The 12,626-nt window shown below is 58.9% G+C and carries 12 protein-coding genes; 2 read left to right on the top strand and 10 right to left on the bottom strand.

The window, feature by feature from the left end; translation table 11 throughout:
* Positions 1-248: 248 nt before the first annotated feature.
* The 6 genes from ACTO5E_RS04125 to ACTO5E_RS04150 form a co-directional block, all read right to left on the bottom strand.
* Positions 249-473: a Smr/MutS family protein gene (locus tag ACTO5E_RS04125; protein ID WP_482301812.1), complete on the bottom strand. Its 225-nt coding sequence runs from the start codon at positions 471-473 to the stop codon at positions 249-251.
* Between the two features lie 30 nt (positions 474-503).
* Positions 504-1,517 carry a zinc-dependent alcohol dehydrogenase family protein gene (locus ACTO5E_RS04130; protein ID WP_482301814.1) on the bottom strand — a complete coding sequence of 338 codons (1,014 nt, stop codon included), beginning with the start codon at positions 1,515-1,517 and terminating at the stop codon, positions 504-506.
* A gap of 1,010 nt (positions 1,518-2,527) precedes the next feature.
* Positions 2,528-3,283, bottom strand: coding sequence for a phosphotransferase family protein (locus ACTO5E_RS04135; RefSeq protein WP_482301816.1), 756 nt, complete (start codon positions 3,281-3,283; stop codon positions 2,528-2,530).
* Positions 3,284-3,301: 18 nt separating this feature from the next.
* Positions 3,302-5,902 (bottom strand): bifunctional acetaldehyde-CoA/alcohol dehydrogenase, encoded by a 2,601-nt coding sequence (adhE, locus tag ACTO5E_RS04140; RefSeq protein WP_482301818.1) that lies wholly within the window; start codon positions 5,900-5,902, stop codon positions 3,302-3,304.
* A 59-nt stretch (positions 5,903-5,961) separates the two neighbouring features.
* On the bottom strand, positions 5,962-6,612 hold the full coding sequence (locus tag ACTO5E_RS04145; protein ID WP_482301820.1) for a redox-sensing transcriptional repressor Rex: 651 nt from the start codon (positions 6,610-6,612) through the stop codon (positions 5,962-5,964).
* A gap of 546 nt (positions 6,613-7,158) precedes the next feature.
* Positions 7,159-8,511 (bottom strand): MATE family efflux transporter, encoded by a 1,353-nt coding sequence (locus ACTO5E_RS04150; protein ID WP_482301822.1) that lies wholly within the window; start codon positions 8,509-8,511, stop codon positions 7,159-7,161.
* A 146-nt stretch (positions 8,512-8,657) separates the two neighbouring features.
* Here ACTO5E_RS04150 and ACTO5E_RS04155 point away from each other — a divergent pair, with 146 nt between their 5' ends.
* Both ACTO5E_RS04155 and ACTO5E_RS04160 read left to right on the top strand, forming a co-directional pair.
* Complete coding sequence (locus tag ACTO5E_RS04155) at positions 8,658-9,296, top strand: TetR/AcrR family transcriptional regulator (protein WP_482301823.1); 639 nt, start codon at positions 8,658-8,660, stop codon at positions 9,294-9,296.
* A 158-nt stretch (positions 9,297-9,454) separates the two neighbouring features.
* Complete coding sequence (locus tag ACTO5E_RS04160) at positions 9,455-9,871, top strand: RrF2 family transcriptional regulator (RefSeq protein ID WP_482301824.1); 417 nt, start codon at positions 9,455-9,457, stop codon at positions 9,869-9,871.
* A 46-nt stretch (positions 9,872-9,917) separates the two neighbouring features.
* Here ACTO5E_RS04160 and ACTO5E_RS04165 read toward each other — a convergent pair whose 3' ends face one another.
* The 4 genes from ACTO5E_RS04165 to ACTO5E_RS04180 all read right to left on the bottom strand — a co-directional run bounded on the left by ACTO5E_RS04165 (position 9,918) and on the right by ACTO5E_RS04180 (position 12,537).
* A complete protein-coding gene (locus tag ACTO5E_RS04165; protein ID WP_482301826.1) occupies positions 9,918-10,742 on the bottom strand; it encodes a tRNA lysidine(34) synthetase in 825 nt (274 codons plus the stop codon).
* Positions 10,729-11,442, bottom strand: coding sequence for a tRNA threonylcarbamoyladenosine dehydratase (locus ACTO5E_RS04170; protein ID WP_482301828.1), 714 nt, complete (start codon positions 11,440-11,442; stop codon positions 10,729-10,731). The genes ACTO5E_RS04165 and ACTO5E_RS04170 overlap by 14 nt, the downstream gene beginning before the upstream one ends.
* A 198-nt stretch (positions 11,443-11,640) precedes the next feature.
* Positions 11,641-11,820: a hypothetical protein gene (locus tag ACTO5E_RS04175; protein WP_482301830.1), complete on the bottom strand. Its 180-nt coding sequence runs from the start codon at positions 11,818-11,820 to the stop codon at positions 11,641-11,643.
* Between the two features lie 15 nt (positions 11,821-11,835).
* Positions 11,836-12,537, bottom strand: coding sequence for a flavin reductase (locus ACTO5E_RS04180; RefSeq protein ID WP_482301832.1), 702 nt, complete (start codon positions 12,535-12,537; stop codon positions 11,836-11,838).
* Positions 12,538-12,626 lie beyond the last annotated feature (89 nt).

A 12,626-nucleotide genomic window follows, 5' to 3' on the forward strand; every position in this document is an offset into this window, starting at 1 on the left:
TTGAAAAATCGTTGATGCCCCTGGCCGAGACAGAGAGCGCGTCAACCAACAAGAACCGCCGTGGTATACGGCGGTTCTTTGCTTCGCCTATCATTTAGACAACACCGCACAAAAACCGCCCTGCAGGCTTTGCACACAATTTGCTTGCATATTTTCCGCCATAGTGCACAGCATTCGTTTGCCAATCAATAGATTGGCCGCACTCAATCTATACACTTTGACGAAAATTCTGACTGCGCAAGTTGCCTTTATTTCTTCAGGAGCAGCCGGGTCTCTCCAGGGTTCAGGGTGGGCAGTTTGGCCTTGATTTTGGGGTGGTCCAGGTCCTCCCGAACCATGTCACGCAGCACCGTCCCCTGGTTAGAGCCGTGAATCACCCGCAGCTCCTCCACTCCGGCAGGAGCGTGGCTCAGCCAGCCAAGCAGCAGCTCCCGGGCGTCCGCCTCATACATGCCGTGAAGGTCTACCGACATAACCTTACCTGCGCGTTTGAACCGCATAGCCTATGCCTGGGGGAGCACCAGCACCTTGATAGACGCGGGGGCGCTCTGCATTTTAACAGCCTCAGACAGCTCTGCCAAGGGATAGCGGTGAGTAATGATGGGGCCAAAGTCCAGCTTACCGGCGTTGATTAAGGCCACTGCCCGGGCGTGGGTATCTGGGTTGACGAAGGAGCCCTTGATGGTCAACTCCTTTTTGTACACATCAAACAAATGCAGCAGGTATTCTGCGTCAGGCTTGGGCACACTGAACAGTACCACCGTGGCCCCCTTGTCCGCAAAATGGAAAGCGCTCTCCACCGCCGGGTTGTTGCCCACGCACTCGATAACCACATCGGCGCAGCCCGCCTGCTCCCCATAGGCCTCCCTGTCCCGGGGGTCCAGCGCCAGGTCTGCGCCCAGCGCCAGAGCGGCCTCCCGGCGGGCCGGGTCCGGCTCGCTGAGCATAAGCGCAGCCGCGCCGGAGAGCTTGGCCAGCTGCAGCATAATGAGCCCAATAGCGCCGCCGCCCACCACGCACACCCGCTGCCCTGGCTGAATGCCCGCCAAGTCGATGCCGTGGAGACAGCAGGCCACCGGCTCTGCCATGGCCCCGGCCTCATAAGAGACGTGGGGGGCCAGCAGGAAGGCCTGGGCGGCTGGCACCAGGCTGTACTGGGCAAAGCCACCGTTACGGGTAACGCCTACCGCCTGCATGGAGGGGCACAGCTGCTTTTTGCCGTTGCGGCAATATTCGCAACAGCCACAGTAGATATTGGGGTCAACTGTGACTTTATCCCCTATATGCAGTTGGGTAACACCCTCTCCTATGGCTGTGACCTCGCCGGCATACTCGTGGCCCAGCACCACCGGCGGGGTTACGTCTGCTGAGCCGGGCTCTCCGTTTGCAATGTGCACATCGGTGCCGCAGACACCACAGGCCATATTTTTGATGACAACCTCCCCGGGGCCGGGGACTGGCAGGTCTGTTTCACGGAGCGCAAAGGCTCCGCTGCCTGTAAAATAATTTGCTTTCATAGAATTTTCCCTCGTGTTATAATTATGCATTTATGGGATTGCGGTCAAAACGGGACGGAAATGGGGCTGTTTTTCCTCAATCCAAGGCAGGTTTTTTGATGTTTTCGCCTTATTTTGGGACGGTTTTTCGTTATTTTTCTGCATAATAGTTGCCGGTGTATTTTTATGCGTCATATACATAAAAATCAGGGAGGGAGGAGCTCAGTCTACAGCTCCTCCCTCCCTTCGGGTTCTGTCTGCCTGACAGCAGACTTTGGTTTTGTCACAGCCCTGTGACAGCGGTGTTTGAATATGAATATAATGGAAAGCTATTCGATATTAAGGCAGGTTAATCTTTATTGTTCTACCACAGGGGTACTGCCGTGGCAGTGGTTTGCCCTGCCGCGTTAGCGTCTGACGAATTCCACATAGCAGGACTATGCTATTGTGGCAGTAGGGGTAGTACCCTTGAGGCATCGGCAGGCGTGTCGCAAGACAAGGACACTGCGCGTAACAGCTTATTACTGCGGTCGCAGGCTTACACATTCGATTGCCGTGGCAATTTTAGTGGGAAGCTATTTGATAGTCAGATAGCTTGGTCCTCCTTGTTCCGCAACAAGGTTCTGCCGGGGCAGTGGTTTTGCTCCTGCCGCGTCTGTGTCTGCCGAATGGCCCATATAAGGATGCTACCCAGGGGTTGAGATTTTGCTCCTACCGCATTAGCGTTTGACAAATTTTGCATATCAAGTTAATGCTATTGTGGCAGGAGGGGCAGCGCCTTTGGGGCGCCGGCAGGCGTGTCGCAAGAACAAAATGCTGCGTGTAGCAGTTGGCTTACCACCGCGATTTCAGACTGACATATTCTATTGCCGCAGTTGGGTAGTCAGATAGATTATTCTCTGGCAACAGGGTGCTGCTGCGGCCACAGGATTACATGCGATTGCCGTGGCGATGGCGGGGCCGTGTCAGGACAGATGGCGTGTAACTGCCGTCTGTCTCTGCGGCTCCGGTGCGGGCCAGTTCTGGGGGGATTATTCGTACTCCACCACGTTGACCCAGCCCATGAGGAACTCCTTCTCCTCGGGCTTGCCCTTGACGGACTGGCTGGCGGCTACGATGGGCAGCCACTTCTGCACATACTGCTTGGCTGTGTCGGACTTTTTGCAGAAGATGTCCAGATACTTCTCCGCACCGTCCATGTCCCCATCCAGCCAGAACAGCAGATAGGTGCGGGCCACGTCGGCACTGGCGTTGCCCTGGGTGGCGTGGGCCCAGTCCAGCACAGCATAGCCGCCGTCGGGCTTGATGATGACGTTGGAGGGGTTGAAGTCTCCGTGGCACAGCTTGCGGTGCTTGGGCAGGCTGTCCAGGCGGGCGTCCAGCTCATAGCGGGTGGTGGCGTCCAGGCCGGTCTGGGCGATCTTCCGGCGCATTTTGTCGTGGTGCAGGTTCAGCATGGGGCAGGTTTTGCTGTGCAGCTCCATCTGAATGTCCACCAGACGCTCCAGGTACTCCTGCTTTTTCTCCGGATTCTCCTTCATCAGCTGCGCCATGGTTTTGCCCTCGATATAATCGGTGACAATGGCCCACTTGCCCTCTACCATCTCGACCCCCTGCACATGGGGCATGGAGACGCCGGTCTCTTCTACCCGGGCGATGTTCAGGGCCTCGTTGAGGATGTCGGCCTTGGAGTAGTCCTCGTCAAAAACCTTGATGACCTTGTTGTCCTCCCGGTAAAGGGTCTTGGAGGTACGCGCCGCGATCACTCTTGCATTTTCCAGATTCATAACTGATACTCCTCCTTCTTATTTGCCGTTGTAGCACTTGAGGTAGATTTCTTTGATCTCGCTCATCAGCGGGTAACGGGGGTTGGCGCCTGTGCACTGGTCGTTAAAGGCGTTCTCCACCATCTCGTCCAGAGTGGCCTTGAAGGCCTCCTCGGTGACGCCGTAGTCCTTAATGGTCTTCTTGATGCCGATAATGCCCTTGAGCTCTTCCAGCTTCTGAATCAGGCTCTCCAGCAGCTCGTCGTCGTTATTGCCGGCAAAGCCGCAGGCGCGGGCGATTTCGGCATAACGGGCCTTGGCGTGGGGGTACTGGTACTGGGAGAAGGTGCCCATCTTGGTGGGGACCTCAGCGGCGTTGTAGCGGATGACGTCGGTGAGGATGACCGCGTTGGCAATGCCGTGGGGCAGGTGATGGTATGCGCCCAGCTTGTGGGCCATGGAGTGGTTGAGGCCCAGGAAGGCGTTGGCAAAGGCCATGCCGGCGATGCAGCTGGCCTCGGCCATCTTCTCGCGGGCGTAGGGGTCGTTGGCGCCGTTCTCGTAGGCGGAGGGCAGGTATTTGAACACCAGCTTGATGGCTTCCAGCGCCATGCCGTCGGTGAAGGGAGAGGCCATGATGGACACATACGCCTCAATGGCGTGGGTCATGGCGTCGATACCGGAGGCGCTGGTGAGGCCCTTGGGCTGGTTCATCATGTTGTCCACGTCCACAATGGCCATGGTGGGCAGCAGCTCGTAGTCGGCCAGGGGCCACTTGGTGCCGGTCTTCTCATCGGTGATGATGGCGAAGGGGGTCACCTCGGAGCCGGTGCCGGAGGAGGTGGGGATGGCCACCATCATGGCCTTTTCGCCCATTTTGGGGAACTTGTAGATGCGCTTGCGGATGTCCATGAAGTCCATGCTCATGGCCTGGAAGTCCGCGTCCGGATGCTCGTAGAGCACCCACATGATCTTGGCGGCGTCCATGGGAGAGCCGCCGCCCAGGGCGATGATGGCGTCGGGCTGGAAGGAGCGGATCTGCTTCACGCCCTCCATGGCGCAGGCCAGGGTCGGGTCCGGGGCCACGTCGGCAAACACGGCGTACTGAATGCCCAGCTCGTCCAGCTTGTCGGTAAGGGGCTTGGTGTAGCCGTTCTGATACAGGAAGCTGTCGGTGACAATAAACGCTTTCTTCCTGTTGTACTCGGTTTTCAGCTCCTCAAGAGCCACGGGCATGCAGCCCTTTTTGAAGAACACCTTCTCAGGCGTGCGGAACCACAGCATATTCTCTCTCCTCTCGGCCACGGTCTTAATATTGATGAGGTGCTTGACGCCCACGTTCTCGGAGACGGAGTTGCCGCCCCAGGAGCCGCAGCCCAGGGTGAGCGAAGGCGGCAGACGGAAGTTGTACAGGTCGCCGATGCCGCCAAAGGAGGAGGGGGTGTTGACCACAATACGGCAGGTCTTCATGGCCGCCTGATGCTGGGCCAGACGCTCCTGCTGGGAGGGATGGATGTAGAGAGAGGCAGTGTGGCCGTAGCCGCCGTCCTCGATGAGGCGCTCGGCCTTCTGCACCGCGTCCTCAAAGCTCACGGCCTTGTACATGGCCAGCACCGGGGACAGCTTCTCGTGGGCGAACTCCTCGGAGATGTCCACGCTCTCTACCTCGCCAATCAGAATCTTGGTGGTCTCGGGCACAGTGACGCCGGCCAGCTGGGCGATCTTAAAGGCGGACTGGCCCACGATTTTGGCGTTGAGGGCGCCGTTGATGATGATGGTCTTGCGCACCTTGTTCAGCTCGGCCTTGGAGAGAATGTGGCAGCCGCGCTTGACAAACTCGGCCTTTACCGCGTCATACAGGGGTTCCAGGGTGATGACGGACTGCTCGGAGGCGCAGATCATGCCGTTGTCGAAGGTTTTGGAGTGGATGATGGAGTTGACGGCCATGATGGGGTCTGCGCTCTCGTCGATGATGGCGGGCACATTGCCCGCGCCCACGCCCAGAGCCGGGGTGCCGGAGGAGTAGGCGGACTTGACCATGCCGGGGCCGCCGGTGGCCAGGATGATGTCCGCCTCGGCCATGACCAGGTTGGTCAGCTCCAGAGAGGGGGCGTCGATCCAGCCGAAGAGGCCCTCGGGAGCGCCGGCCTTGACAGCGGCCTCCAGAACCACCTTGGCGGCGGCAATGGTGCACTTCTTTGCCCGGGGATGGGGGCTGATGATAATGCCGTTGCGGGTCTTCAGGGCCAGAAGGGTCTTGAAGATGGCGGTGGAGGTGGGGTTGGTGGTGGGGATTACGGCGGCGATGACGCCGATGGGCTCAGCGATCTTACGGATGCCGAAGGCCTTGTCCTCCTCGATTACACCGCAGGTTTTGGTGTTTTTGTAGGTATTGTAGATATACTCGGCGGCATAGTGGTTTTTGATGACCTTGTCCTCCACAATGCCCATGCCCGTCTCCTCAACGGCCATTCTGGCCAGCGGGATACGCTGAAGGTTGGCGGCCATGGCCGCTGCGCGGAAAATTTCGTCCACCTGCTGCTGGGTGAAGGCGGCGTATTTTTTCTGCGCTTCGCGCACCCGGGCCAGCATTTTTTCAAAGGTTTCCACATTTTCCACGATCTCAAAATTTGTCTCCATGAAATTGCCCATCCTTTGCTGTTTATTTGGGGAGCCCCAGACCGGCTTGCAGCGCAAGCCTACCCGGCGCCTCCCTTCGTGCTGAATCGTTCTTTCAGGTGGTTGGAAAGCAGCGCCAGCGACACCGCCATGTTCTCATTCTGCACCAGAATGCCCTCCGGCACCTGCAGGTGCGCGTTGGCGAAGTTCCACACCGCCAGAATGCCGCTCTCTATCAGCTGGTCGCACACCCTTTGGGCGTGCTCCCCCGGCACCGTAATGATTCCGATGTGCACCCCCACCCTGTGGCACAGGTCCGGCAGCTTTTCCATGGGCAGAATCTTTTTGCCCGCGATCTCTTTGCCGGAAAGGGCCGGGTCGTCGTCAAAGCCCGCCAGAATGTTGAGCCCGTACTGGGGAAAGCCGCTGTAGGCAAGCAGGGCCTGGCCCAGCTTGCCCGCGCCCACCAGCACCGCGTCCTGGCTGTTGTCGTAGCCCAGAAAGCCCTCCAGCTCCCGGATTAGCTCCTGGCGCACATAGCCCACCTTGGGCCTGCCCTTGCTGCTGACAGAGGCCAGGTCTTTGCGCACCACCACGTCGTTAAGGCCCAGGGCCTCGGCAATGACTGTGGCGGAGACATGCTTGCCCCTGCCCGCGCCCATGCTTCTCAGATAGCTGAGATAGGCGGGCAGCCTTTGCAGGGTCTGCTTGGAGACACATCGGTCCGGCATTTTTATCACCTCGCTTTCCTGTTGCTGCTTTTCATGCGCTTACTGTTTATAATATAGCACATTTCTATGAAAAAGGGAAGCACGAATTTCATTTATCGATAAAGAAATATCGATAATCTCCCTTGGGATATTTGTGTACTTTCCACCAGCTGCCCCACATGAAAAAAGGGAGCCGGAAGGGCTCCGGCTCCCCTGCGCCCGCTGTGGGCGGGTGCGGCTATTGCTGGCGTTTCTTCCGGCGTTCCTCCCAAAGGACGACCCCGAAGGTCAGCGTTATCATGAAAATCAGGATTTTTGTCACAGGCTTCGCCCCCTTTTGTTTGGTTTGGGGCTATTTTATCAGGAAAAGCTTACAAGGGAGAGGGGCTGTGTCTTACGGTTTTCTTACGGCAGTATCCGCAGGGATTGTGTGTGGGCTGCGCCGTCCATTTTTGTCAGATGTGCACAAGAGTTGGGAAAGCTGGCTTGGTTGAGGCCAGTCAGTCTCGGGGTTGGCAGGTAAGTCTTGCGCAAGGGCTGGTATGGGGGCGGCGTTGCTGGAAACAGTCAGGCGGGGATGGGGCGGCGTTTTTGCTGTGGGGCGGACTGCTTGGACCAGCTGAGGCAGAGCAGGACCGCCACGGCGGTGGAGGCGAACTCGGTGGCTACGCCGGCGAACACCAGGCCGGGGAGCCCCAGCAGGGCCTCGCCCAGGAACACCATGGGGATGAAGATGATCCCCTTGCTCAGCAGAGAGGTGAAGGTGGCGTAGCTCACCTTGCCGGTGCCCTGAAGATAGACGGAGCACAGCTGGTAGACGCCCCCTACCGGTGCGCCCAGCAGAGTCAGCATCATGAATTTGCCGGTTTCCAGGATCTCGGGGTCGTTGAGGAAGGCTTGGATAAAGGCCTCGCGGGTGAGAAGGAAGCAGCCGCCCAGCAGGATGCTGAGCAGAGTGGCTGCTGTGCCTGTGGCCAGCAGAATGCCCCGCAGACGCTTGCGGTCGCCCATGCCGTAGGCGTAGGAGATGACAGGCTGCATGCCCATGCACAGGCCCATGACGATCATGCCCACCAGCATGCCTGCCTTGCCTGCCACGCCGTTGGCGGCTACGGCAATGTTGCCGTATTTGACCAGAAGCTGGTTGCTGAACATGGAGGAGAAACACATGAGCACTGTGCCCAGGGCCATGGGCAGGCCCAGGCTCATGACCCGGAGGGAGACCTGCTTTTTCAGGGTGAAGCAGCGGGGGGAGATGGTGAAGCAGTCGGTTTTGCGCACATGGAGGAACACCAGCACGCAGCTGACCACATTGCCCAGCACCGTGGCCCAGGCCGCCCCGGCAATGCCCCAGCGGAAGACCAGAATAAACAGGGGGTCCAGGGCAATGTTGACCCCAGTGCCTGCCAGGGAGATGAGCATGGTTTTGGCAGAGGAGCCGTCTGCCCGGAGAGCATTGCCCAGTCCCCCGCAGAACATGGTGAAGGGAGAGCCCAGGGCCACAATGGTCAGGTAGGTGCGGGCAAAGGCTTCGGTCTCGGGGGTGGCGCCCATCATAGTCAGCAGAGGGGTCATGAAGGCGAGCATGGCCCCGGCCAGCGCCAGGCCCACGGCCACAGAGGCCCAGGTGCAAAAGGCGCTGTACTGCCGGGCCCGCTCCCGGTCGCCCTGGCCCAGGGCCATGGCAATGGCGGTGCAGGCCCCGGACCCGAACAGGGTGCCCATGCCCTGGAAAATGTTAAAGGCCGGCCCGCACAGAGAGATGGCCGCCACCTGCATGGTCTCTCCGGTTTGGCCCATAAAGAACACGTCGGCCATGTTGTAGAGCACGTTGATGATCATGACCACAATCGTGGGCAGGCCCACGGTGAACAGCAGCTTCCATACAGGGGCCTCTCGCAGCATTTTCTCGTTTTTCATGGGGAATGCTCCTCTCAGATTTTTTCGCTTTTGCACTTGTTTTCTGGCTGTGACTATAGTATAATACCGACAGATGTCTGTTTCAACCGGCAATGTTGCGTCAGGTGTTGCGTTAATAAAATTCTTTTGGGAAAAGAGGCCGGGCTATGAACACCCCCAACAACAAACGCCGCCAGAACACCGACGAGGCCATTGTGCGCGCTGCCTTTGCGTGTATGGTGCAGGGCGGCAAGCCAGTGAGCAAAATTACGGTGCGGGAGATTTGCGAGCAGGCTGGCGTAAACCGCTCGACCTTTTACGCCCACTACCTGGACGTGTACGACCTGTTTGAAAAGGTGGAGCTGCAGATGGCCGAGATGTGCTATGAGCGAATCCACCAGAATTTTGCCAGCCGCAAGAGCTTTTTCACAGTGATGGAGGGAGTCTTTCAGTTTGTGAAGGAGTATCAGGAATTCTATCTGCTCTACTTTACGGAGATCACCCGGGCCTCTCATCTGATCGAGGTGATCAACGCACCCTTTCAGAAGGAGATTAAAAAAGTACGGGAGGAGGACATGGGGTTTGGCGTGCCGGGGGAGCGGGCTTACCACTTTCAGTTTTTTACTGCGGGTATCTCTGCTATGCTGATTGCCTGGCTGCTGGGGAACTGTAAGGAGACCCCCGGGGAGATGGTGGAGGTGATTGGGCGGATTTATGGGCCCCACTCGCTGTGGAACAGCTGGAACCATCGTCTGAGGGAGGGGGCGCCCGATGGGGAGCGGGATTATTTTTCTATGGGAGAATAATGCGGAGCTGCCGGCGCGTTTGGGAGCGTACAAAATAAATTTTTCGAGGATTTTTCCACTTGCATCTTGACAAACAACCTGCTATACTGTAGAGTAGATACTTAGTTCTTTAAAGCTGACACCTAGTTCTATTGAATGAAAGGAAAGGGTTTATCACCATGCTGATTTCTACCAAAGGGCGCTACGCCCTGCGGATCCTGGTGGACATTGCGGAGGACCCCCGGGAGGGGTATATCCCCTTGAAAGAGGTGGCTGCACGCCAGGATGTATCGGAGAAGTACTTGGAGAGCATTCTGAAAATTCTGGTCCGGAATGGAGTGCTCAAGGGCCTGCGGGGCAAGGGAGGCGGCTATAAGCTCAGCGTTTCGCCCCAGGAATGCTCTGTAGAAACCATCCTGCGGCTTACCGAGGACTCCCTGGCCCCGGTGGCCTGCCTGGAGGACACCCGTCCCCCCTGCCCCCGGGCGGAGGGCTGCCGGACCCTGCCCCTGTGGAAGGGGCTGGACAATGTGATCACGGATTACCTGAAGGGGATCACCCTGGCGGACCTGATGAAGACGCCGGACAAGCCGTAAAACCTCAAACACAAAAGCGGACAGCCCAGAAGGGCCGTCCGCTTCTTTATTTTTGTTCCGGGCTTTCTGCGGGGGGCTGGCCCTCGGTTACGGGGAAGGTGTCGGGGCACAGGTTGTGGAGGCTCATGAAAATGCTTTTCTCTATATTGGGGTTGGTCTTTTTCAGGCCGGCCAGCAGCTCCTTGACCTCCTGCCGCTTGGAGCCTCCGCAGGCTGCGGCCTGCTGGGTGAACCTGCAGGCGCAGCGGAGGAATTCCAGCTGATTGTAGCGCTGCCAGGCCAGAATGGCCTGCTCGTGGACCCGGTAGAGGGGGCGGATGAGCTCCATGCCCGGGTAGTTTTTGCTTTGGAGCCTGGGGGGCATGGCCTGAAGCTGGGCCCCGTAGAACATGGCCATGACTGTGGTCTCGATCACGTCGTTGAAGTGGTGGCCCAGGGCGATTTTGTTGCAGCCCAGCTGTTGGGCCCGCTTGTAGAGATGCCCCCGGCGCATACGGGCGCAGAGGTAGCAGGCGTTTTTGCCGCCCCAGTCCGCCACGTCAAAAATGTTGGTGTCAAACACCTGCAGGGGCACTTGGAGCCTTTGGGCGTTGGCCAGCAGCCGGGCCCGGTTTTCGGGGCTGTAGCCTGGGTCCATGGCGATGAATTCCAGGCCAAAGGGGAACTGGGAATAGCGGTGCAAAAGCTGCATCAGCTTTGCCAGCGCCATGGAGTCCTTGCCCCCGGAGACGCACACTGCCACCCGGTCGCCCTCTTGAAGCAGGTTGTAGGTTTTTACCCCGGCGATGAAGGGGGCCCACAGCTGCTTGCGGTATTTTTTGGTAAGGCTGCGCTCTGCCTGCTGGCAGAGGCTTTGGTTATCCTCCATCATTTCCCACTCCTGTCAGGTCTTTCACTGCTTCTCCCGCCATAATGAGCCCTGCCACAGAGGGCACAAAGGCCACGCTGCCTGGCAGGGGGCGTTCCCCCAGGGAGGGCGGGCCGGCCCGGGGGGGCTCTTGGGAGTAGACCACCTTTAGCTGGGGGACGCCCCGCTTTTTCAGCTCCCGGCGCATGACCCGGGCCAGGGGGCAGACGCTGGTCTCATAGATGTCCGCCACGCGAAAGGCGGTGGGGTCCAGCTTGTTGCCGGCCCCCATGGCGCTGACCATGGGCACACCCTCCTCCACGGCCCGCTGGATGATGGCAAGCTTGCCGGTGACCATGTCAATGCAGTCGAGAATGTAGTCGAACCGGGCAAAGTCCAGCCGGCCGGCCGTGTGGGGGGTGTAGAAGAAGGGGTGCTCGTCAATCTCCGCCGCTGGGTTGATTGCCCGCAGCCTCTCCCCTGCCGCCTGCACCTTGGGCAGGCCCAAAGTGGCGGTGGTGGCGAACAGCTGGCGGTTCAGGTTGGTGGGGCTGTATACGTCTCCGTCGATCAGGTCCACGGCCCCCACGCCGCAGCGGACCAGGGCCTCGGCGGCATGGCCTCCCACGCCGCCCAGGCCGAATACGGCTACCCGGGCCTTTTGCAGGCGTTTCAGGGCTTCTTGGCCCAGGAGCAGCTCTTCTCTTGCAAATGCAGTTTCCATTTTGGTTTTCCTGTTCCCTGTAGGCAGCGGGTCAGACCCAGCCTACTCCTTATAGTCAGATGCCGGCGTCTCGTAAGGTGAAGAACCTGTACGGGCCGGATATTCCGGCAAATTTTGCCTTCGGCTTTGCTTGCGAAGTCATCGCACGTTCTTATAGGTATCGCTCCTATGATCCAGAAGCACGGGCTCTCCCCTCCCCTACTGATCCTCCGGCCACAGCGTCATCGCCAGGCCAACGGCTCCCAGCAGGATGAATATGGCCGCCCACCGGATTTCAAAGAAGGCGAATTGGAACCAGGTCCAGTCCATTGCGTCGAAGCCCAGGGTGAGCAGAATGCTGAACAGGAGCAGGGCGATTCCTTTTATTTTCCGCTCCACTCGCTTCACCTCCCGTTATTTTTTGCGGACAAAGGCCTTTTTGGGCATTTTGCAGATGGGGCAGGCCCAGTCGGCGGGAAGCTCCTCAAAGCCGAAGTTGGGGTCGTGGTACTCGTAGCCGCACACCGAGCAGATGAAACGCTCGCCGGAGAGCCGGTCGCCCCCCTGATGGTTGGGCAGGTAGGTGGGGGCCTTTTTGGGGGACACGCCCCCCAGCTTCTCTACATAATACTGGTAGGTCATGGGCTTGTAGGCCTCGAACTTGCCGGCGGTCTCCCGGCCTCCGGTCACGTCGCTGCCGGCGACAATCTCCGCCAGGAACAGCACCTGCCCCCCGGCGGGGAGCTTTGCCTTGACCTGGCAGAGGAACCAGCAGCAGGTGTTCTCTTTGATGACCGGCACGCCCTCCATGAGCACCTTGTGGCGGATGTTATCCAGCTTGCCCCCGCAGCGGCCGGAGGTAAAGCCCAGGGCCCCGATGACGGTGGCGGGGGTCTCTTCGGACAGCACGGAGATGCTGAACATCCCGTTCTCCTCAATGCAGCGGCAGCTGTAGTTTTCGGCATTCATGGAAAGGGCCACCAGGGGCGGGGCCGAGGGAGAGGTTTTGGTCACCTGCATCACCGTGTTGACGATGCAGGCGGAGGGGCCGTTCTCCCCCTTTACGCCGATGGCGTACATGCCATATGAAATATTTCCAAGAACCAAAGGTTTCATGCTTGCACCTCGTTTCGCGTCAGTGGATAACAGTCGATTGCAGCCTGGGGGGGTCAGGTTTGTCTTGGGCTGTGTGGTTTGGGGTGGGG

The sequence above is a fragment of the Acutalibacter sp. genome, from assembly GCF_056800975.1.